Source organism: Chitinophaga sp. W2I13, assembly GCF_050434005.1.
In the GTDB taxonomy this organism is placed as follows: domain Bacteria; phylum Bacteroidota; class Bacteroidia; order Chitinophagales; family Chitinophagaceae; genus Chitinophaga.
Map to the genome: position 1 here is coordinate 4,975,462 of NZ_JBNPWD010000001.1, position 22,873 is coordinate 4,998,334.

Consider the following 22,873-nt stretch of genomic DNA (forward strand, 5'->3'; position numbering starts at 1 on the left):
TCGCAATTTTGTTCCTGCATTACCACCCGAAAATTCTCATCAACAACGAGTAATCATGGAATTGAAATTGCAGGAAGACCTTAAACATACAGATCAGTTATTGCAGTTAACCAAAGATTTCAGCAGCAGGTTTTTATCCGCAATAGATAAACTGGCAGCCGATAAAAAGGTGGACATCAACAGCCGTGTATCCGTTCCCGGTACAGGGTTAGGTGGGGCGGCTGCGTTGGAAGCTTTCCGGCAACAATATGGCAACAGCATTACCGCAGCCGCAGGGCCGCGCTACTGGGGCTTTGTAACCGGCGGCGTTACGCCTGCCGCACTGATGGGCGATTGGCTGGCCGCTGCGATGGATCTTAATTCTTCTGACAAAAGTTCAGTTGCCTATTATATTGAAACGGAAACCATTGCTTTACTGAAAGAATTATTCGGATTGCCGGAAGCATTTTTGGGATGCTTTGTTTCCGGCGCTACCATGTCCAACTTCACCGGCCTGGCTACCGGCCGGCAATGGGTGGGATTGCAGCATGGGATAGACATTGCCGCGGATGGCGTAGCCGCGCTCCCCGGATTAAAAGTAGTATCTGCCGTACCACATTCCAGTATCGGTAAAGCCATCTCCATGATCGGCATAGGACGCAATCACCTGGTGCGTGTTCCCGCATTGCCTGGTCGTGAAAGTGCAGACATTGCGGCGCTGAAAGAATATCTCGAAGCACATAAAGGAACTCCTATTATTTACGTGGCCAACGCAGGCACCGTGAATACCGTTGATTTTGATGATATCGCCGCACTGGTGCAACTGAAAAAGGAATATGGCTTCTGGCTGCATGTGGATGCCGCTTTCGGCGGATTCGCTGCCTGCAGCGATCAGTGGAAACACCTGCTGAATGGATGGGAAGAGGCAGACAGTATCACCATCGACGCGCATAAATGGCTGAATGTACCATATGATGCCGCGATGATATTTTGCAGGCACCCGCAGTTGCAATCGGCTGTGTTTCAGAACGCGGGCGCCGCTTACTTAGGCGATCCGGCAACCCAATTTAATTTCATTAATCATATTCCTGAAAACTCGCGCCGTCAGCGCGCTTTACCGGCCTGGTTTTCTTTGATGGCCTACGGAAAGGAAGGCTACCGCTGGATCGTTGAAAATAATATTTCACTGGCCAAACAATTGGGCAGCCTGCTGGAGACAGACCCCAATTTTGTGTTGTTGTCGCCGGTAAGGCTTTGCGTGGTTTGCTTCACGCTGGAAGTTGCGCCGGAAGTAGAAGCAGAAGCGGTACAGGAATTCCTGGATGCGCTGAACGACAGCGGGGTGGTATGTATGACGGCCACGTCGTATGCCGGCCGGCAGGCCATCCGCGCGGCATTGGTGAACTGGCGTACCAGCGGAAAAGATGTATTGATGGCCTATGACACCATGAAAGTACTGGCGGAGAAAATAGTGAATAAATATACTTATGCGTAAATCAAATACAAATGCTTACATCGCGCTTGCCATTGTAAGTATTTTCTGGGGAACCACTTACCTGGCATCCAGCGTGGGCGTAAGACACATGCACGGGGTGATGCTGGCAGGCATAAGACAGGCGGCAGCCGGATTCCTGATCACCGGATTTTTTTTACTGAAGGGATATAAGTTACCGGGAAAAATAGTGTTGTCGAAATTATTTGTCATTGGTACACTCATGTTATGCGGTGGTAACGGTTTACTTACCTGGGCGCTGAGGTATATTCCCAGCGGACTGGGAGCGATCATTGCGGCCACCATTCCTATCTGGATCACCATTGCCAGTTATTTCCTGGTACAACGTACCCGGCTTAGTTTGCAGCTCATCATTGGTATGATCCTGGGCTTTGGCGGTGTAGCGGGCATCTTCTATAATTATTTATCAAGTCTTATGAACCCGGATTTCCAGTTCGGAATCATCATTGGTTTCATTTCCTGTATATTCTGGGCATTGGGATCTGTACTCACTGCCAAGTGGTCGCTGGGCGTGAATTACCTGTATGGCGCAGGATTCCAGATGTTTTTCAGCGGAATCATTATGTTGCTGGTAGCAACTTTTTTCCTGGGACAGCACGTGGAAGTAGAAAGTTTTACGACTGAATTGTGGGAAAGCCTGTTGTACCTGGTACTGGTAGGTTCGGTGTTTTCGTATTCTGCTTATGTGTTTGCGTTGAATAATCTTCCGCCTGCACAGGTATCTATTTATGCTTACATCAATCCCGTGGTAGCGGTGTTGCTGGGATGGCTCATCCTGCATGAAAGCCTTACCTGGTTAACGGGTGTATGTTCCCTGATCACTATTGGCGGCGTGTACCTGGTAAACAGTGCGGTGAATAAAAGTAAGAAAAGTCTTGCAGCGACTGCAAAATAATAATAGCTATAATTTTTTAAGGTAGAAGTTAATAGACAGATGCTCACCCCGGTGTTTACCGGACGGAGCATCTTTTCTTTTGTTATGGGAAATGAATTAAATTGAGATGGATTTTTAAATCTGTTATTTTATGGATGTTATTCAGGCAACGGAGTTACATACGAATGAAGTGGCGGTACTGTTTGACGCCTACCGCAGTTATTATGATCAGGCGCCCGATTTTAAAGGGGCACTTGGTTTTATTACTGAAAGGATTGCGCAAAAAGACAGTGTAATATTTGTGGTGATGCTGGATGCCGAAATAATTGGTTTCACACAGCTGTATCCCATCTTCACTTCCCTGGGCATGAAAAGAGGCTGGCTGCTCAACGACCTATACGTATTGGAAGAACACCGGGGCATGGGCGCCGGCAAAGCCTTGCTGGATAAAGCAGCGGAATACGGTAAGTCCACCAACGCGGCGTGGCTGATGCTGCAAACTTACATTGCCAACACCGGGGCGCAGAAACTCTACGAAAAAGAAGGGTTCAGGAAAGACACGAACTCCTACTACTATTATAAAGCACTTTAAAAAACGCGCGGAGATCGCCTTCGGCGATGCGGATTTTGTCTTGAGCGCTGATTACGCTGATTATACTGATTTTTTTGATTTTGTTTTTTTTGATTTTTCTTCTGATTTTCTTGTTGACATATTTCTTAGTAAAAAAGTAAAATGTACGTTAACATACTTGCTTCCCTAATTAAGTATAAAAATCAAAAGAGAAATCAGAAGAAAAATCAAAAAAAACAAAATCAAAAAAATCAGTATAATCAGCGCTCAAGACAAAATCCGCATCGCCGAAGGCGATCTCCCCGCAGCACCACAAAGCGATGGATACAACCAAGAACCCCTGGACCATTCACTCCAGGGAAATGAGATATGACAATAACTGGATCAGCATTTGGCATCACGAGGGGTTGAACCCCGCCGGCGGCGCCGGCATTTATGGCGTGGTTCATTTTAAGAACCTCGCTGTAGGGGTGGTGGCGCTGGATGATGAGATGAATATTTACCTCGTCGGACAATACCGTTTCCCGTTAAAGCGGTTTTGCTGGGAAATCCCCGAAGGAGGTGCTCCGCTGGGAAAGGAAACGGCGCTGGACACCGCCAAAAGGGAATTGCTGGAAGAAACCGGCCTGGTGGCATCTCATTGGGAAGTGATTACGCGTATGGCGCTCTCCAATTCTGTTTCTGATGAAGAAGGGGTGGTGTTCCTGGCCCGGGGGCTGGAGCAGCGGGTGGCTGAGCCGGAAGAAACGGAGCAGCTGATCGTTAAAAAAGTGCCTTTTGAAGAAGCCTACCAGATGGTAAATAACTTTGAAATCACGGATTCCTTATCGGTAGCGGCTATACAAAAAGTAAAGCTAATGGGCTATGAAGGCTTATTAAACAAATAAACCCGTTACCTTTGCAGCAAATGGAAAGGAAATTTAACGCTTTCAAAGGTGAAAGAAAAGACGGGCAACGTGGCCCGAAAAAATATGCAACGCAGCGGCCAAAGCAATCTACTATGATTATTGGCCGTCAGCCGTTATTGGAAGCCCTGAGCACGGGGAAGTCGATTGAGCGCATCTTTATGCTGCGCACCGCTACCGGCGATATAATACCTCAAATAAGGGAGCTGGCCCAAACCAACAATATTCCCATTAATTATGTTCCGGTGGAGAAGCTCAACGGGCTTACCCAGGCCAATCACCAGGGAGTGGTAGCCATTGCCGGCAACGTTACCTACCTGGATCTGCAGGATGTGATTTCGCATGTTACGGAAAAGGGAGAAACCCCGTTGTTCCTCATACTGGATGGTATTACAGATGTGCGTAATATAGGCGCTATTGCCCGCAGTGCGGTGTGTTGCGGTGCACAGGCCATCATTATTCCTGATAAAGGCATTGCCGCATTGAACGAAGAAGCTGTGAAATCTTCTGCCGGTGCATTGGAAAGTATCGCGGTTTGCCGGGTCAACAGCCTGAACAAAGCCATTGATACCCTGCATCTCAATGGTATCAAGGTGATGGCCAGTGAAATGGAAACAGAAATAAAATTGTACGATTGCAATCTCAGGGAGCCGGTGGCAGTGATCATGGGTTCGGAAGATAAAGGCGTGTATCCTGCGCTGATAAAGGCTTCCGATGTATTGTTCCGTATTCCGATGGCTGGCAACTTCGAATCTTTTAATGTATCTGTGGCGGCCGGCATCATTTTGTATGAAGCACTGAAACAAAGAACGGTAAATATTTAAGCGGACCCGCGGGAACCCGCAAAGAAAATGGTTTACTATGCTAAAACTAGTTGAATGCCCTCGTGATGCCATGCAGGGCTGGCACAGAATGATCAGTACGGATGAAAAAGTGCAGTACCTGAATTCCCTGTTAAAAGTAGGTTTTGATACCATCGATTTTGGCAGCTTTGTATCTCCCAAAGCCATCCCACAGATGGCTGACACGAAAGATGTAATTCCCCGGCTGCAGCTGTCTGGTTCCAAAAGTAAGCTGCTGGCCATTGTGGCTAACCTGCGGGGAGCAGAAGAAGCGGTGGTATTTGATGAAATCAATTACCTGGGCTTTCCCTTCTCTATATCAGAAACTTTCCAGCTAAGAAATACCAATAAAACCATTGCGGAATCCCTGGAGCAGGTACATTCCATGCAGGAGCTGTGCATTAAGAACAGGAAAGAGCTGGTGATCTATATTTCTATGGGCTTTGGTAATCCTTATGGAGACCCTTACAGCCCGGAAATTGTATTACAGTGGGTAGAAGAAATGGTGAAGATGGAAATCGGCATTATATCCCTCGCAGATACGGTAGGTGTTGCAGATCCTGCTACTATTACCGGTCTGTTCAAACACCTCATACCGGCCTACTCCGACGTGGAATTCGGCGCACATTTTCACGCGGCGCCGCACAACTGGGAAGATAAGGTGCTGGCCGCCTATGAGCAGGGTTGCAAACGGTTCGACAGCTCCATTAAAGGAATCGGCGGTTGCCCTATGGCCAAAGATGAGCTGGTAGGCAACCTGGCAACGGAGAACCTCATCGCTTTCTGTCATCAGCGGAAAGAGCCGCTCACACTGGATATGACGGCATTGAGGGGCACACAGCGACTGGCAGATGCTGTTTTTAAAGATTAACTGTATTACATGCAATTTCATTTAAGCTTTCCGGTAGCGCCATTGTCTTCAGCCATTCAGTACGATCATGAGCTATTGCTGATGGGGTCCTGTTTTGCGGAAGAAATAGGCGAAAAGCTGCAGGAACACCGCTTTAATACCGTGGTAAACCCTCACGGCATTTTATATAATCCACTTAGCATTACAAAAGCCCTGACTTCCTATCTCGACGGGAAAGTATATACTGCCGGAGATCTTTTCCAGCACAATGATCTGTGGAACAGCTGGGATCATCACAGCCGTTTCTCCGGCCTTACGGCGGAAGCCACGCTGGAAAACATTCACCGGACGCAGGCGGCCGCCACGCATGCTATTGACAACGCCGATTGGCTCATCATTACGCTGGGGTCTGCGCATGCTTACATCTTGAAAGAAAATAACCGCCTGGTGGGTAACTGTCATAAGGTGCCGGCCGGAAACTTCTACAAACGCCTGCTCACGGTAGATGAAATAGTAACCGCGCTGGATAATGTAATGCATCGCCTGTTTTTCCGCAATAAGAAAATTAATATACTCTTCACCGTTAGCCCGGTGCGTTACATCCGTGATGGGGTGGTGGAAAATAATCTCAGCAAAGCCATACTACTACAGGCGGTTCATCACCTGGTGAACAAGTTTAACCGGCTGTTTTATTTCCCGGCATATGAGCTGGTAATAGATGATTTGCGCGATTATCGTTTTTATAAAGAAGATATGGTGCATCCCAATGAACTGGCGGTTAACTATGTTTGGGAGCAGGTGGTGAAGGCGGGTATCAGTCCTGGCAGCCAGGAATTGCTGCATAGCATTGCCGAAATAAACCGGGCGGCCAATCACCGGCCTTTTAACCCTGAAAGTGCCCAGCACCGCCAATTTCTGGCACATTACGCCGCAAAGGTACAGCAACTGATGGCGGCTCATCCGCAACTGAAGCTGGATGATCTGCTGCAGCGTTTTCAATAGTAAAGCGGAGGGAATGTCCCTCCGCTTTACCCCGTTTACAACGGAATGCCTCTTTTATCTTTCAGATAAATAATACCTACTACAAAACAGATGACGGCAATACCGATCGGGTAAATCAATCCTGCCAGGTGGTTGCCGGTATTGGTTACCAGGATGGTGGAAATGGTGGGTAACAGTCCGCCGAAAACACCGTTACCGATATGGTAGGGCAGCGACATAGAGGTGTACCGGATGCGCGTTGGGAACAGTTCCACCAGGAAAGCCGCAATAGGCGCATATACCATGGTTACAAACAGTACCTGGATGAATATGAGGATCACCAGCCACATGATATTCATACGGCTTACGGTCAGTTCCTTTTTGTCAGCTGTTTCCTTCAGGATGCTGCCATCGGTATAGCTATGCACGCGGGTGGTTTTAAGTACCAGTTCCCCGGATTCACTTTTGGAAGAATTACTTTCTATCCTGAACAGCTCTGTTTGTTCCTGTTTCAGCTGCACATTGCCGATATTATCCATCGCTTTATAGATGGGATAGTAGGCAAGAGCGGCCAGCAGCATGCCTGTGAGCATGATCTTTTTACGGCCGATGCGGTCGGACAGGGAGCCGAAGTAAATAAAGAACGGTGTAGCCAGGAGCAGTGCAATGGCAATGATGATATTGGATTGCACAAATTCTATGTTCATGGTTTTCTGGAGAAAGGAAAGCGCATAGAACTGTCCGGTGTACCAAACCACGCCCTGACCCATTGCGGCGCCAAAGAGCGCTATCATGACCAGTTTCAGGTTTTCCTTATTGGCAAAGCTTTCCTTGATGGGGTTGGAAGAGGTTTTCCCTTCTTTCTTCATCTGGGCGAACAGGGGGGATTCGTGCAGGCGTATCCGTATGTAATAGGACATAATGACCAGCAGCACCGACAGGAGGAAAGGTATCCGCCAGCCGTAGTTGTTGAAATCATCGGGTGTCATGAGCATACGGGTAACCAGGATCACGCCCAGCGATACAAACAGGCCCAGTGTGGCAGTGGTTTGTATGAAGCTGGTGTAGTAGCCGCGGCGGTTGTCGGGCGAATGCTCTGCCACGTAAGTAGCGGCGCCGCCATATTCGCCACCCAGGGCCAGGCCCTGCGCGAGGCGGAGTATCAGTACCAGTATGGGCGCCAGTATACCAATGGTATGGTAGCTGGGAATGAGGCCGATAGCGAAGGTAGAGCCGCCCATGATGAGCAGCGTGAGCAGGAACGTGTATTTACGTCCTACCATATCGCCGAGACGGCCAAATACAATGGCACCAAAGGGACGCACAATAAAGCCCACCGCGAAGGTAGCCAGCGTGGCGATGTAGGCCAGCTGCGGATTACTGGGCGGGAAAAACTTTTCAGCAATGATGGCGGATAAGCTGCCAAAGATGTAAAAGTCGTACCATTCAATGAGCGTACCAGCCGACGAGGCCATGATAACCTGCCAGATGTTTTGCGAGGGGAGCGAGTTCTTCATACGTGTTAATTGTAAACGCCAGCTTTTTGTACTGAGCTTTTTGCGGGGAATAAGATAATGAATATTTACAATGAGAGCAAATGTCCAACTAAAAATCTCTTGTGCTTAACATCCGGGAATGTTTATAAAGCCTTATCTTTAATAAGGGCCAATTATTTACAATGAAGCAGGGATCAAAAGCTCACATCACCCGGGTTCTCAGTTTATTGTTGTTAGCTTTTATTACGTGTCACTATACCGTGAAGGCTCAGCAAACGATCAGTAACAGACCTAAAATAGGATTAACGCTCAGCGGCGGCGGCGCCCGTGGCCTGGCGCATATTGGTATCCTGGAGGCAATAGACAGCGCAGGGCTGAAGGTTGATATTGTAACGGGTACCAGTATGGGAAGTATCGTAGGATCGTTGTATGCGATGGGTTATTCCGGGAACAAAATAGAAGAGGCCGCCCGTAAGCTGAACTGGAACAGCCTGTTCTCCAATCAACCCGTTCTTACTGATATTTCCTATGAAGAAAAACGGGAGTACAACAAATACATCATTGAAATTCCTTTCGAATATGGTAAGCCTAAGCTGGCTTCCGGCGTAATTTCCGGTGAAGCGCTGTGGCTGGAACTCGCAAAGCTCTGCTGGCCGGTGAAGGACATCAAGAACTTTGAAGACTTTAATATCCCTTTTAAATGTATTGCTACTGATGTATCTACTGGTGATATTGTAACACTCGACAGCGGGGAAATAGTGACCTGTTTGCGTGCCAGTATGGCCATTCCTTCTATTTTCACGGCTGTAAAAATCGGCGACCGTAAGCTGGTGGATGGAGGGGTAGTCCGTAACTTCCCCGTTATCACCGCCAAGGAAATGGGCGCAGATATTGTGATTGGCGCCAATGTAAGCGGTGGTTTGCGTAGAGCGGATCAACTGGTGACTCCTTTTGATATCCTTTACCAGCTGGGATTTTATAAAGATGCAGACGATTTCACCAAAGCCATTAAACAATGTGATATTTATGTGCCGATGAACAAGGAGCTGGAGAACTATTCCGCCGCGAGCTTCGGCAGCGTGGACTCTATTATTGAAGCAGGCCGCAGGAAAGGAAGGGAGATGTATCCTGTTTTCAAACACCTCGCAGATTCACTGAATGCTTTATACCCCCAGCCTCCTTTTGTAGCCGACCGGCTCCCGTTTGCCACGGATATAGAACTGAGCGGCGTTCAGGTGAACGGCCTCGTTCACTCTGATCAGAAATTTTTTTTACAACGGCTGCATCTCAAGCCCGGTGGCTGTTATACGCCGGCACAGCTGCGAAATGCCATCCTGAATGTTTACGGCACCCGCTTTTATAAACTGATTACGTATAACCTCGTGCCGGAAGGATATGGCAAAAGCCGGATGGATATACAGGTAGAGGAAAATCCGCTTACCTACGTGAAATTTGCGCTGAACTATAACACTTTTACCGGCGCCAATGCTATTATTAATTTAACCCAGCGGAATTTCATTGTGCCTAACTCCCGGTCGTTTGTGACAGCGGTGATCAGTGAAAATCCCCGGCTGGAGGCGGAATATTTCAAATACCTGGGCCGCAGCCGGAATTTCGGTTTTGGGCTCAGCACCTATTACGAGAACAACGGTCTTACCTTTTACGATATTGATTTTAATAAACTACAACCTTATCGCAGCAAGTATGCGAACGTGAACGTGGATATGCAGTATACCTTCAACCGGAATATGTCGGTGGGTGCAGGAACACGCTGGGAGTACATTAAATACAAGCCGCAGCTGTCCAATTTTATGGAGGTGCGGGGCAGTACCAACCAGCTGAATACCTATATTAATTTCGGTATCAATTCCCTCAACCAGAAAATATATCCTACCAGGGGATTGTTGCTGGACCTGGAAGCGGGACATATCTATAACCAGCATCCGGGCATTAAAGTGAGCTCGCAAGGGGTGGAACAGGACTATGATACGCTTGGTGTAAGCTTCCAAGATTATCAGCGCCTGGCGCTGAACCTGAAATACTATATCCCGTTGGGCCGTAAATCGGCCATAGAGCTGGATGGTAATATCGGGTATAATCTTAATTATAAAGAATCGGTGGTTAATGCATTTGTCGTTGGCGGTATGACCAATATCACCCGGAACCAGGTGCCTTTCGTGGGGATATACGAGGGAGAGGTAATTACGTCAAAAGTCAGTGCGGTGCAGGTAGCCTGGCAATACGAAGTGCTGCGCAATATCTTTGCTATTCCAAGGGTTGGCGCAGCCGTATATGACGGGGAAATTTCCGGTGGTGGAAAATACCAATATCTCGCCGGTTATGGCCTGGGCGGAGGCTACAGCAGCCGTTTGGGACCTGTAGAGGCTACGGTGATGTACAATGACCAGTCGGGCCGGCTGAAGTTTTATGTGAACCTCGGGTTTAATTTTTAATGCGGATTTTGTCTTTCTCGCTGATTACGCTGATTATACTGATTTCTTTGATTTTTACTTTTGGATTTTATAAGGATTAAGGGAGATAAAAGTGAATATATTCGCTTTTATCTCCCTTAATTATATCAATTTTTAAGAAAGTCAGAAAAAAATCCAAAAGTAAAAATCAAAGAAATCAGTATAATCAGCGTAATCAGCGAGAAAGACAAAATCCGCGCTAGTGCATCCGGTCGCCGCGGACATCGATGTTTTGCAGTATTTCCGCTTCCATTTTCAGCCACTCCTGCCAGCGGTTGCGCACTTTTTCTTCCGGGAAATATTCGTTGGCCAGGTCAATAAAGAGGCGGTAGTGTCCTGCTTCGGAGATCATGAATTTGCGGTAGAATTCGCGCATATATTCGTCTTCCAGACCCTCGCTCAGCAGGCGGAAACGCTCACAGCTGCGGGCTTCGATCAGTGCAAAGATCAATAGGGCATCGAGGAAGCTGTCGTCTGCATGACCACCTTTCACCCGGTTATCCATCAGGGCATTTACATAATCATCTTTCCGTTGCCGTCCTAAAGAGAGGCCGCGTTTTTTCATTTCAGCAAGCACCTGCCGGAAGTGTCCCCATTCTTCTGTAACAATGGGCGCCAGTTCCTCCACCATCTTTGTTCTTTCGGGATTACGCTGGATCAGCGAAATAGCGGAAGATGCCGCTTTTTGTTCGCAATAGGCGTGATCCGTAAGAATGTCCTGTAATGAAATGGCGGCCAGATTCACCCATCGTGGATCGGTAGGCAGTTTTAGTCCGAGTATTGATACTTTGCTCATATGAAAATAGCGGTTAGCCTGCGGCTTTTTTGCGAAGATAACGGCAAAGTTTAAATTGTGCATCGATAAACACAGATCATGAGTAAAGACAGTACTTCTTTTTTAGCGCAGTTGCTGGAGGAGCGCAGGGAACAGCAGTCGTTCCGCGAATTGAGCCTGCCGGGGGATAACGTGGATTTTTGTTCCAATGATTACCTCGGGCTGGCCAGGAATGCAACAGTAAGGGAGTATATACATACGTTGATGGAGGAAAGGCACCCGGCGCATGGCAGCACCGGATCAAGGCTGCTGGCGGGTAATTATGAGTGGATTGTTTCTGTGGAACGCGACCTGGCAGATTTTCATGGGGCAGCAGCAGGTCTGATCTATAACTCGGGATATGATGCCAACCTGGGCGTGTTTTCCTGTCTTGGCCGCAAGGGAGATACCATCATTTACGATCAGCTGATACATGCGTCTATCCGTGATGGTGTGCGTTTATCGGCGGCACAGTCGTTTTCATTTGTACACAACGATGTTGCTGACCTGGAAAAGAAACTGAAACATGCCACGGGAAATATTTTTGTTGCGATAGAATCGGTGTATTCCATGGATGGTGATTTGGCTCCCCTGGCTGCTATTGCAGCCATTTGCGGGCAATACAACGCCCACCTGATAGTGGATGAAGCGCATGCTACCGGCATTATCGGCAACAGAGGAGAAGGGCTGGTGCAGCATCTCGGATTAACGGCCGCCTGCTTTGCGCGTATTCATACTTTTGGAAAAGCAGTTGGCTGTCATGGCGCCGTGGTGCTGGGTTCGGAGATATTACGCGATTACCTGATCAACTTCTCCCGGTCCTTTATCTATACTACATCCCTACCACCCGCTGCACTGGCTGCCATAGAGGCGGGTTATGCCGCATTTCCGTACATGCAGGCAGAAAGAGAAAAGCTGTCGCAGTTGATTGCGCAATTCCGCGCCGGTATTGTCAATGCGGAATTGCTGCCGGGCACCACACCCATACAGGCGGTGCTGACACGCGGTAATGAGCATACCCGCGGCATTGCAGAGCGATTACAGTCGGCCGGACTGGATGTGCGGCCCATCCTGCATCCTACGGTTCCCAGGGGAGCGGAGCGCCTTCGCATTGTATTGCATAGTTTTAATACGCCGGAAGAGGTGGACCATCTTACAAAAGTATTACAGGCATAAGCGGTTATGAATCAAATTTGGTGTATTTTACATATTACATCCGATATGTAATATGAGAATCATCCCCGCAGTTATCACCGCAGCCATTACCTTATCGCTTACATACGCTTTCAGTCATAAACTGGGACAGATACCCCCACTGGGAAAGCTGTTAAGTCCGCAAACGGGCTTCTGGCAGAATGCTGAACCTATTGGTGAATTTCCCCGTGAACAGCTGGTATTACCGGGCTTGTCCGGTAAAACGGAGGTTTGGTATGACGACCGCATGGTGCCGCATATTTTTGCCGAAAATGAAGAGGATGCTTATTATGTGCAGGGATATGTAACAGCACGGGACCGTCTCTGGCAGATGGAATTGCAGACCTACGCCGCTGCCGGCCGCTTATCGGAAATACTGGGTCCTAAACTGGTGCAGTACGACCGGAAGCAACGCCGCCTTGGGATGGTATACGCTGCGGAAGGAACGGTAAAGGAAATGCTGGCAGATCCGGCTACCAAAGTGGCCGTAACCTCTTATGCTGCCGGTGTGAATGCTTTTATTGCCACCCTTACGCCTGCCACTTACCCCTTAGAATATAAAATACTGGATTATAAGCCTGAGAGATGGGATATCATCAAATCGGCCCTGTTACTGAAGTATATGGCGCATGACCTCGCGGGATTCGCCAATGACCTTGAATTCACCAATGCACGCCGTTTATTTTCTTTGCAGGACTTTGACCTGATGTATCCTGATTTCCACGAAGCTACGGACCCCATCATCCCGAAAGGTACCGCCTATCCGGCCGCCACCATAAAACCCGCCGCCCCGCCAGACAGTGTGCTGGCCGCCGCAGCAGCGTACATGAAGTTTAAAACGGACAAACCAGATCCGGATAATGGCAGCAACAACTGGGCAGTAGGCGGCAGCAAAACCCGCTCCGGCGCGCCAATCCTTTGCAGTGACCCGCATCTTGGCCTGTCGCTGCCTTCACTCTGGTACGAAGTACAGATCCATACACCTGGCATGAATGTGTATGGCGCTTCCCTTCCCGGCGCACCCGGCGTGATCATCGGTTTCAACGACCACATCGCCTGGGGCGTTACCAACGGAGAAGAAGATGTGAAAGATTATTACAGCATGCAGTTCCGTAACGGCCGCAGCGAATACCTGTACAATGGCAGCTATCGTAAAGCAGACCTGCGCATAGAAGAAATTAAGGTGAGAGGCGGCGCCACCGTTCGCGATACCGTTGCCTACACGGTATTTGGCCCGGTTATCTTTGATAATACTTTCCCGGATAAAACAGCAGGGCAAACCTTCCTGGCCATGCGCTGGAAAGCGCTGGACCCGTCTAATGAACTGGCTACTTTCAACAAGCTCAATAAAGCCCGTAATTACGACGAATACCTGGATGCACTGAACAAGTATACCTGTCCCGCGCAAAACTTTGTATTTGCCGATAAAGCCGGCGATATCGCCATCTGGCATAATGGTCAGTATCCACTCCGGTGGAAGGATCAGGGCAAATGGATCATGCCCGGCAGCGACAGCACCTATGCCTGGCAGGGATTTATTCCTCATGAGGAATTGCCGCATATAAAAAATCCGGAAAGAGGATTTGTGAGTTCTGCCAATCAACGTCCAACCGACAGCACCTATCCATATGCCCTGTATGGAGAATATGACCTTTTCCGTGGCAAGCGTATCAATGAAAGGTTATCAGCCATGAGCGCCATTACCACACAGGATATGATGCAGTTGCAAAATGATGATAAGAACCTGTTCGCCGCTGCAGCCATGCCTATGATCCGGAAACATATCGATACCAGTTCACTTACTGCGCAACAGCAGCCCTACTGGCAGCTCTTAACTTCCTGGGATTTTATGGCCACGCCCGACAGCAAAGCGGCCAACATCTTCAATACGCTATGGGCACATCTTGAAGATACCATCTGGCAGGATGAACTGCATCCTAAAGATACTACCATCCTGACCTATCCGCAGTCTATCACCACATTGCAATTGCTGCTGCGTGACACTGCTTTCCATTTTATCGACAACATCAATACACCACAAAAAGAAACGTTATCCCAGCTGTTGCAAGGTGCATTTGCACAAACCGTCACTGAACTTTCTGAGTTGAATAAGGCGGGCAGGCTCGAGCTGGGAAAAGCGCGTGGTACAGATATCAATCACCTTTCCCGCGGCATTCCTGCTTTCAGCGCCTTACACCTGAATACAGGCGGTGGGCAGCATATTGTGAATGCCACGAAGCAAACACATGGTCCTTCCTGGCGCATGGTAGTGCAGCTATCAGACAAAACAGAAGCATATGGTATTTACCCCGGCGGACAAAGCGGAAATCCGGGTAGTCCGTTTTATGATAATAGTGTAAATGACTGGGTATCGGGCAAATATTATATGTTGCATATTTTCAGTGCCGAGGAAAAAGATGATCCTGTAATCCGCTACAAGCTTGTGTTTACAGGGAAGTGATAAAAATAATTTCAGGAAAATTTGGCTGGAAATAAATAATTCCTATCTTTGCACTCCGTTAAACAAAAAGACGGGGTAAAAGATTCCCTAGCTCAGTTGGTAGAGCAATACACTTTTAATGTATGGGTCTTGGGTTCGAGTCCCAAGGGGATCACCATAAGAACATCAAAGGAAATTAAAGCCGCTTGAATCGTAGGATTTAAGCGGCTTTTCTGCTTTTGGTATGAAAAGATAAATCATATCAAACGATTTTGAGAGTCTACAAAATCGTCTACAGTAAATTTTTTTAATTTACTGTAGACGATTTTTTCTGAGATGCTTACCGGCAAAGGATTTGGCGACTTGCAAACCAATCCAAAAAACACCAAACAACACCAAAAATCGGTAACCAAAACTTAGTAGACTATGAAAGTAAGTCAAGATTTATCAATCCTCTTTTATCTCCGGTACGACACCATGAACCCCAGCGGCAAAGCAACCATCTGCGTCCGTATGACCGTTACCGGATTACCTAAAGATGGCTTTTCTATCGGCTATCAGGTTGACCCTTCCAAATTTGATAAGAGAGCCAGCGCTGTAATTGGTAGATCAGCGGAGGTCATTGAAATCAACAACCAGATCCAGTATGTTAAAGGTGAGCTGCTCCGGCATTACAACCTGTTGAAGAAGCAGGGATCAACTGTTACCCCCACTATGATCAAAAACGCTTACCTGGGTGTTCATCAGGAAAAACAAACACTGTTGCAGGTCGTAGACTTTCACAATGGGAAGTTCAAAGAAAAAGTAGATAAGGGGAAACGCGAATACAGTACCTACAAAAAATGGCTCACCACAAAGGATAAAATCACTGCCTTTCTTTCCGGCGTTCTCAAAATGAAAGATATCTCCCTCGAAAGAATTGAGTTTTCCTTCGCGGAGGATTTCTTCGACTATCTCACCCTTACAGAAGGCATCCAGGATAACACCGCTATGAAATACCTGAAGAACACTAAGCAGCTGTTAAAACTGGCGGTCCAGCGGAAATGGTTACAGTGCAACCCCTTGCAAGATTATGTATGTTCCTATATCAACCCGGAGCGGGATATACTCACCGTGGCGGAACTCAGCGCACTGTATCATAAAGAATTTTCCATTCCCCGCCTGCAGGAAGCCAAAGACGCTTACGTATTCATGACGCTCACCGGCTACGCCTATAAAGATGCGCTGCTGCTCACCCCCGACAGCATCTCCAAATATTTCGACGGAGAAGACTGGATCGTGAAGAACAGAGAAAAGACCTGGTGCCGTGAAAACGTTCCCCTGTTACCGTTAGCCAAAGAGATTCTGCGGAAGTACCGCGAACACCCGCACTGCGTTGCCAACAACGTTTTACTCCCCATCAAAAGCAATCAACGCTTTAACGGATACCTCAAAGAAATAGCAGACCTCTGCGGCATTGATAAGAACCTCACCACGCATACCGCGCGGCACACATTTGCCACCACCGTTACGCTGGCCAACGGTGTACCACTGGAAACCGTGAGCGCCATGCTGGGGCACAAATCCATCCGCACCACGCAGATCTATGCTAAGATAGTCGCCAGTAAAGTGAGTGAAGATATGCAGGTATTGAAGCAACGGTTTAACCTTAAATTGCCGGAATCCATGCTGAGCAAGGCTGTAGCGTGAAATTTACCTTTCTCATATTAAGAGAAAAAACTAATTATTAGTAGATGAACGTAATTCATTGATAATCAATTAATAGCTTTTTTATACAAATGTGCTTTGTCATGATAAGTTAAATAAATGTGAAAATATGGCAGTGTTTTGAGCTTTAAAATGCCAAAATAGTATAGTGGTTGGCGAAAAAAGCATCAGAGGGGTTAGGTGCGACATTCTCGCTGAAATTGTGTCATTTTTTCCCCACTTGGCAGAAGGTTTGAAATACGAGAAGAAGTTCTTTTAATGAAAGGAGCCCAGGCTTCAGCCCGGGCTCGCAAAAACTTCAAGGAAAGGCGTTGGAACCCTGCATCAAATTGATGCAGCCCTTGTTGTTTTGTTTTTTGTTGCGCAAAAGTATGCGTAAAAATGATACAACCAAATCTACCTTAACAGAGGGGTACATTTTACCTGCTTTCTACAGCTTCTTTTAAAATCAGAACTACCACGTGAATACGGTGGTTTAGCTCCCGGATGGTAATATACCGGAAGGGGGGCGTATTAATTTTATTATTAAACAAAATTTTAAAAGAGAATGGGAAGCAAAATTAAATACTACCCAGTTGACAACGGCGATCAGTCGTTGATTTCCATCGATGAGAATGGATACATTACAAATTTGATGGTGGATTGTCGTATGCGCGATGCCGCGGAAGGGAATTCCGAACCTGAGTTATTTGATGTAAAAGCAGACCTCTTAAAAAGCCTGAACACCAGAGTTGTTAATGCTATTAGAGGGGTCTCCTATGTGGATGCTTTTATACTTACACATGGGGATGATGATCACCTACACGGCTTTGAAAAGCATTTCTATCAAGGTGATCCGAAAAAATATGAACAAAAGCACAAAGATGCTGGTGAAATTTTTATCGATGTACTTTGGTTTTCACCCATGGTAATGGGAGTGGCCACCAATGAAGATGAGAAAGTCTTTAATAAGGAGGCAAAGCGCAGGATAAAATTGCATCGTGAAAAGAGTGCAGATGCGAATCTACCGGGAAATAGAATTGTTATTATTGGCTATGATGGAAATGAAGATTTAAATGGTCTCGACCTGGTGCGTTATGTGCCCGGTAATATTGTTACGCGTTTTAATGACCGTGATTTAAATACGTTTTCGATTTTTGTCCACTCTCCTTATCAAAAACATCTTTCAGATGAAGAGGTGGAAAAAAATCGTGTAAGTGTAGTGTTTCAGGCTAGATTCAAAGCATACTCTTATTCAACGGATTTTTGCACACTGGCAATGTTTGGCGGTGATGCAGACCACATCGCCTGGGCGGAAATTCTTGACAAGACAAAGCGTTATGGGAATGATGTTCGACATAAAGCGCTGAATTGGGATTTGCTGATGGCCTCCCATCACTGTTCCTGGACCTTTTTTAACGACTGTCCTCAAAAGGAAAATCCAACGCCAAAAAATACGTCGCTTGATGTGCTCCGAAATAGGAGACAGAATGCCCGCGTGATTGCATCCAGTAAGGAGATAATAAATAACGATGATAATCCACCACACTACAAGGCAAAGGAGCAATACGTTAATAGCGTCGGTAGTACGAACTTTCTGAATACTGCTACCTACAAGAAGATTGGTAAAACTCCGCAGCCGATTGTCTTTGAAGTAACGCAGTATGGCCCAATGAAGCCTAAGATTGATGAGGGAGCGGCAATAGCAGTAGGTGGAGCTGGTTTATCATCGGTATCAACAACATCTTCGTATGGCTCTGGAAAAGTACAGTAATAGTTTAAAACAATATGCGGGTACAATTCAGAACCGTGAACTAGCTCAAACAATAGAAGTACTAAAGGGAATCACTCCTAATACGACAGTCCGCAAATATTCTTGGGACGGTAATCGTATTGCAGTAAGCGTAAATATTGAAGTTGATCTTCCACCCCTCGGCACCGCCGGGGGAGTGGATATCCAGAGAATGGAACCAATCCTTTTAATATTTGACCCTAAGCTTTATCCACATAAAGCTCCATTGGTTTTCCCTGATAGGATTGATTTTCCAAGTAGCCAGTTGCCACATTTGTATGTTGCGCGTCCTGGTAAACCGCCCGCTTTTTGTCTGACGAGAGGCGGTGTGGAGGGGCTTGATGAGTGGTATGCTAATCGACGGATCGAGGACGTACTAATACGTACACAAAATTGGCTACGCGATGCAGGTACCGGTGATTTGGTGACTGACGCAGCCCAGTTTGATCCTATTCGATTAGAAGGATACATAGGCTCTTTTACTTACAACTACCCGACGTTATTCGGCATCGTTAACAAACGAGAATCTTTTGACGTGGGAGGCAATTTTGCTCGAGTAAGCTGGATAAATCGTGTGGAAGATGCCGGTGTTGACGTTGATTTGTGGTTCGGTGGAGTGCAGATAGCTAAAAATTCTACAGGCAGCCCAACTGAAGAGAATGGAAATACTGACGGAGATATAAAGGATAACCGTCTACTTGGATTTCTGGTATGGTCGGATGATCCGACGCCTGTTGATATCTACCAGACCATTTTGCCAACAAACTGGTTAGAGTTTCAACATTTCTGTAAAGAACATAGGATTGAGCTATCTGGTCTTATCAAGGAGGTGGCTTCAAGTCGGCACTTTGCCTTTGAAAAAATTCCGATAACGGTTGCTATTCTCCGCCCTAAGCCAATTATTGGTTTTCCTGGAGCCCTAGAGTTTATCAACTTCGTTGTGATCGTCGGAAAAGATGAATTGGTAAGTGACGAAACTCCAGTCTACTTTAGCAGGCATGTCCAAATACTTGTGCCATCGAAGGCCAAAGAAATTTCAGGATATAATGCTGATATTACTTCTATGACGTTAGTCGTTGGATTAGGCGCGCTGGGAAGCCGAGTAGCACTTCATTTATTGAAGTCAGGAACGATCAATATGGTAGTATGTGACCATGATAAATTTTTATCGCACAATTTTGTTCGACATCCGCTCAGCGCCCGACACGTGCATGTAAATAAAGCAAAGGCATTCGAGAAGGAAGCCACCGCTTTATATCCTGGACAATCAGTGTTAGGTCTTTCACGTAAAGTCAACGAGGGGTTACTGCAGTTCGGAAAAAACAAAAAAGGTGGTTGGGAATGGATAATGGATTTTACTGCTTCATTGACATTCTTTAATGAATTAACGACTACTAACCTTAAGCATAGTGTGCGGGTCTGTAGAGGGTTAATATCTGACAAGGGCAACCTTGGCCTACTATACATTGAAGGCCCATCACGTAATCCTCGAATCGATGATCTGCAAGCGTTGCTTTATGATGCGGCAATGACCAATTCGGTAATTTCTTCGTGGTTGCAACGCGAGTCGCAAGCAAACGAGAAAACGGAAACGGTAGTTACTGGTATTGGATGCAATTCAGAAACGGTAATTATGCCTGATGATGTAGTAGCATTACATGGTGCTGTGATTTCTGGTCTATTTAAAGGCCAAACGAAGGAGAAATCCACTAAGGGAGGAAAGGTTTATTTCAATAAACTCGATTTTGATCCCTATTTCCATAATGAAGTATCGTTACTCACTTTCGGCCCAGTGGAAGTATTTTCCACAAGGAATAAATCTGATTGGCAGGTACGTTTTGCGGCAGGGATATTAGCAGAGTTACGGAAGAAAATGATTGATGCCTCACCGCTTGAAACTGGAGGAGTGCTGGTAGGATGTGCCAACTATAAGACAAAGACAATTTATGTAACAAGAAGCATTCCTCCTCCTCCCGATAGTCGGGCTGATGCCAACTGCTTCTTCCGAGGTACAAAAGGGTTACCAGATGCCATTGCTGAGATTAATTCGTACACAGGAGGGCAGCTTGGGTATATAGGTGAATGGCACTCGCATCCGCGTGGACCGAATAATATGAGTACGACGGATGCTGCTACGATGAAGGCATTTCTACAGCAGTACCGAGTGTTGAACCCTCCATTACCAGTTTTCTTGCTGATCATGACACCGACAGCGGTATTACCATTCGTTTACACTTAAATCAATAATATGTTTGACACGTACACATTACGAGCACGGGTGTATCCAACTATAATTCTTCTTTTCCCAATATTATTACTTGGAGTGCAGTACTCTATTGAGTTTGCCACATTAATCCCGTTTTTCACTTCCTCGATAATCGTGGGAGCACTATGGTATTTTCTTGCCCATTTAGGTCGAACTTTTGGTAAGAAAAAAGAGAAAGAGTTATGGGCAGAGTGGGGTGGTGCTCCATCGATACAACTATTGCGCTGGAGAAATAACGAGATCGATGATCATACCAAAGAACGCTACCATAATCATTTACAACGTTTAGCACCGGTGCCGGTACTGCCTGACCATGCCTCTGAAATGGCGAATCCAGCTGTTGCAGACGGTGTGTATCAGTCCTGGAACCGTTTCCTATTAAGGAATACCCGTGATACGAAGAAATTTCCACTGATTTACAAAGAAAATGCTGGATATGGATATCGCCGTAATCTCTGGGGCCTTAGGCCAATAGGCATTTTTGTTCTGGTTGCAATTATTCTTGGGAATTATATACATGCCGCATATTTACATCAGAACTGGCAGCTTTTGGGTATGTCCGCTAATTTTTATTTCATTCAAGGAGCCCAAATAGCGCTTTTACTATTATGGATTGTAGTTATACGAAAAGATTGGGTGAAAGCTGCAGCTTTTGCCTATGCAGATAGGTTGATTGAAGCTATACCTACCTTATAATTCCAGAAAAACACTTTACGTTGAGCTGAGCAAGGCTGTGGCCTGAATCTAACTTATCAAGGCAGACAGGCTGAAAGGCCCGTCTGCTTTGATAAGTATCTGATTAACAACTCATTAACATCTTCTTTTTGCCCGATATATTTTATTGCAACCCCTGTTGATACTTAGCGTATCACAACCCCAGACCCCGATCATGTGACTATGAATGACCATTACGCAACCAAAACTATACTGCGCACATTTTAAAACCACCAATATGCAACAGTATTACCCATTATCCTTTTTTGAAAAATTTATTCACGTTGACCTGCAACAAGCATCAACCGAACAAAAACACCCCGACGAACAATTCTACACGCAAGCCGTTAAAGACATCATCAACGAAAAAAACAAGATACAGGAATGCACCGGCAAATACCTGTCCGACCTCCTAAAGGAAAAGCAGATTGGAAGGTTCATACAACAAAGCCAGCGACAGCTGGTCGCGTTGATGAGTTGCGTAGCCAAAAGCCTGCCGGCAGAGAGCCTTGTAGTTGATGCCAATAATCACCTTTAAAATTAAATGTTATGGAGAATCTATTAACCATCTTAGATCGAATCACGGTCTGCGGCACTTCAGGTGGCTTTATTGAGGTCTGCGAGTACGAGTTATCAAATGTCATTAGCAGTAATACTGCTGATAACTGGACAGGGGACCAACGGGCTGATTTCATGATGTTCTATGCGTTGTTTAGAACTAACACTATTGCGGCTTTTAGTATTCGTAATGCCTTACGAAGGGATGGTGTTGAGGATTTAACGCCTTCGCTCATAAAGGAGCTTGAAAGTGACCTTTGTGAGTTATCAAGTTTTCAGTCAGGTATTGAATTGCCGGAGCTGGAAACCGCATTGGATCAATATATTTCCATTCTGATTGATGGCGACAACGGGATAGATGGAACAATAGCGGCTATCACAGGCAATTATTTTAAGACTTTTTTCGTAAAGCTCCACGGATTAAGCATTGAGAAACGGATCCAGAATGTAAAAGCGAATAGTACTAACCTTTCAAACTTCACTTATGAGTATTAAATCCCACCCAGTAAACATTTTGCTTGACCTGCATACTAAGTTTTCTAAGTTGCCTGTTCTTTTTAGGGAGCGCGTTTGTGAGGAATGTAATTATAGTACCCCCACGTTCTACAGAAAGATGCGGGGGATGGATAAACGGGTTGAAGGGAGGCTGATACAGGCTTTAAGTAAGGCCGAAAAGGAAAAGATAAGGGAAATTGCAGAGGAGGTTACCAATGATCTTGTTGCCTCCATTTTCAGCAGCGGAGAAGAGTAGTGGGTTTGTTTTTTTGTGTAATATAGAATTGGATGACAATGGTGCTTGATTCTTCTTGCACCATTTCTGTTATAGAGTATTGAATGCGAAGCATGAAAATTTTAAGGGTTTTGGTATTACCAAAACATAGCTGGCTGTACGTAGTTTCTAGGACGAATTATGAATTATTACTATTT

General features: G+C 46.3%; 19 protein-coding genes and 1 tRNA gene. 18 read left to right on the plus strand and 2 right to left on the minus strand.

Annotation, left to right across the window (positions count from 1 at the left end):
• The first annotated feature begins 55 nt into the window (after window positions 1–55).
• The 7 genes from QFZ48_RS20635 (at window position 56) to QFZ48_RS20665 (ending at window position 6,536) form a co-directional block, all read left to right on the plus strand.
• A complete protein-coding gene (locus QFZ48_RS20635) occupies window positions 56–1,474 on the plus strand; it encodes a pyridoxal phosphate-dependent decarboxylase family protein (protein ID WP_429050204.1) in 1,419 nt (472 codons plus the stop codon).
• Window positions 1,467–2,387 carry an EamA family transporter gene (locus QFZ48_RS20640; protein WP_429050202.1) on the plus strand — a complete coding sequence of 307 codons (921 nt, stop codon included), beginning with the start codon at window positions 1,467–1,469 and terminating at the stop codon, window positions 2,385–2,387. Before QFZ48_RS20635 ends, QFZ48_RS20640 begins: the two co-directional genes overlap by 8 nt.
• A gap of 130 nt (window positions 2,388–2,517) precedes the next feature.
• Window positions 2,518–2,958, plus strand: coding sequence for a GNAT family N-acetyltransferase (locus QFZ48_RS20645; RefSeq protein ID WP_370907779.1), 441 nt, complete (start codon window positions 2,518–2,520; stop codon window positions 2,956–2,958).
• A 299-nt stretch (window positions 2,959–3,257) separates the two neighbouring features.
• Entirely contained in the window at window positions 3,258–3,824 is a 567-nt protein-coding gene (locus QFZ48_RS20650; protein ID WP_429050200.1) for an NUDIX domain-containing protein, read from the plus strand.
• Between the two features lie 20 nt (window positions 3,825–3,844).
• Complete coding sequence (rlmB, locus tag QFZ48_RS20655) at window positions 3,845–4,666, plus strand: 23S rRNA (guanosine(2251)-2'-O)-methyltransferase RlmB (protein WP_429063403.1); 822 nt, start codon at window positions 3,845–3,847, stop codon at window positions 4,664–4,666.
• A gap of 37 nt (window positions 4,667–4,703) precedes the next feature.
• Window positions 4,704–5,555: a hydroxymethylglutaryl-CoA lyase gene (locus tag QFZ48_RS20660; RefSeq protein ID WP_429063404.1), complete on the plus strand. Its 852-nt coding sequence runs from the start codon at window positions 4,704–4,706 to the stop codon at window positions 5,553–5,555.
• Between the two features lie 9 nt (window positions 5,556–5,564).
• Entirely contained in the window at window positions 5,565–6,536 is a 972-nt protein-coding gene (locus tag QFZ48_RS20665) for a GSCFA domain-containing protein (protein ID WP_429050194.1), read from the plus strand.
• A gap of 35 nt (window positions 6,537–6,571) precedes the next feature.
• Here the strand turns inward: QFZ48_RS20665 and QFZ48_RS20670 are convergent, their stop codons facing one another.
• Entirely contained in the window at window positions 6,572–8,032 is a 1,461-nt protein-coding gene (locus tag QFZ48_RS20670; protein WP_429050192.1) for an MFS transporter, read from the minus strand.
• Between the two features lie 161 nt (window positions 8,033–8,193).
• On the opposite strand from QFZ48_RS20670, the gene QFZ48_RS20675 reads away from it, so the two are divergent.
• Window positions 8,194–10,464 carry a patatin-like phospholipase family protein gene (locus tag QFZ48_RS20675; protein WP_429050191.1) on the plus strand — a complete coding sequence of 757 codons (2,271 nt, stop codon included), beginning with the start codon at window positions 8,194–8,196 and terminating at the stop codon, window positions 10,462–10,464.
• Between the two features lie 217 nt (window positions 10,465–10,681).
• Here the strand turns inward: QFZ48_RS20675 and QFZ48_RS20680 are convergent, their stop codons facing one another.
• The gene (locus QFZ48_RS20680; RefSeq protein WP_429063405.1) at window positions 10,682–11,278 is read right to left on the minus strand and encodes a tRNA-(ms[2]io[6]A)-hydroxylase; all 597 of its coding nucleotides are present in this window, start codon (window positions 11,276–11,278) and stop codon (window positions 10,682–10,684) included.
• Window positions 11,279–11,356: 78 nt separating this feature from the next.
• Between QFZ48_RS20680 and QFZ48_RS20685 the strand changes: the two genes are divergently transcribed.
• The 10 genes from QFZ48_RS20685 (at window position 11,357) to QFZ48_RS20730 (ending at window position 22,697) form a co-directional block, all read left to right on the plus strand.
• On the plus strand, window positions 11,357–12,472 hold the full coding sequence (locus QFZ48_RS20685) for an aminotransferase class I/II-fold pyridoxal phosphate-dependent enzyme (RefSeq protein WP_429063406.1): 1,116 nt from the start codon (window positions 11,357–11,359) through the stop codon (window positions 12,470–12,472).
• Window positions 12,473–12,524: 52 nt separating this feature from the next.
• Window positions 12,525–14,951 carry a penicillin acylase family protein gene (locus tag QFZ48_RS20690; protein ID WP_429050188.1) on the plus strand — a complete coding sequence of 809 codons (2,427 nt, stop codon included), beginning with the start codon at window positions 12,525–12,527 and terminating at the stop codon, window positions 14,949–14,951.
• An 81-nt stretch (window positions 14,952–15,032) separates the two neighbouring features.
• A tRNA-Lys gene (locus QFZ48_RS20695) sits at window positions 15,033–15,108 on the plus strand.
• A 248-nt stretch (window positions 15,109–15,356) separates the two neighbouring features.
• The gene (locus QFZ48_RS20700; protein ID WP_429050187.1) at window positions 15,357–16,619 is read left to right on the plus strand and encodes a site-specific integrase; all 1,263 of its coding nucleotides are present in this window, start codon (window positions 15,357–15,359) and stop codon (window positions 16,617–16,619) included.
• A gap of 565 nt (window positions 16,620–17,184) precedes the next feature.
• Window positions 17,185–18,390, plus strand: a complete 1,206-nt coding sequence (locus tag QFZ48_RS20705; RefSeq protein ID WP_429050185.1) for a hypothetical protein — start codon at window positions 17,185–17,187, stop codon at window positions 18,388–18,390.
• Window positions 18,368–20,647: a Mov34/MPN/PAD-1 family protein gene (locus QFZ48_RS20710; protein ID WP_429063407.1), complete on the plus strand. Its 2,280-nt coding sequence runs from the start codon at window positions 18,368–18,370 to the stop codon at window positions 20,645–20,647. Before QFZ48_RS20705 ends, QFZ48_RS20710 begins: the two co-directional genes overlap by 23 nt.
• Before the next feature lie 9 nt (window positions 20,648–20,656).
• Entirely contained in the window at window positions 20,657–21,370 is a 714-nt protein-coding gene (locus QFZ48_RS20715) for a hypothetical protein (RefSeq protein WP_429050182.1), read from the plus strand.
• Window positions 21,371–21,626: 256 nt separating this feature from the next.
• Window positions 21,627–21,926, plus strand: coding sequence for a hypothetical protein (locus QFZ48_RS20720; protein ID WP_429050181.1), 300 nt, complete (start codon window positions 21,627–21,629; stop codon window positions 21,924–21,926).
• Window positions 21,927–21,937: 11 nt separating this feature from the next.
• Entirely contained in the window at window positions 21,938–22,441 is a 504-nt protein-coding gene (locus QFZ48_RS20725; RefSeq protein ID WP_429050179.1) for a hypothetical protein, read from the plus strand.
• 127 nt (window positions 22,442–22,568) lie between these two features.
• A complete protein-coding gene (locus QFZ48_RS20730) occupies window positions 22,569–22,697 on the plus strand; it encodes a hypothetical protein (protein ID WP_429050178.1) in 129 nt (42 codons plus the stop codon).
• The last annotated feature ends 176 nt before the right edge of the window (window positions 22,698–22,873 follow it).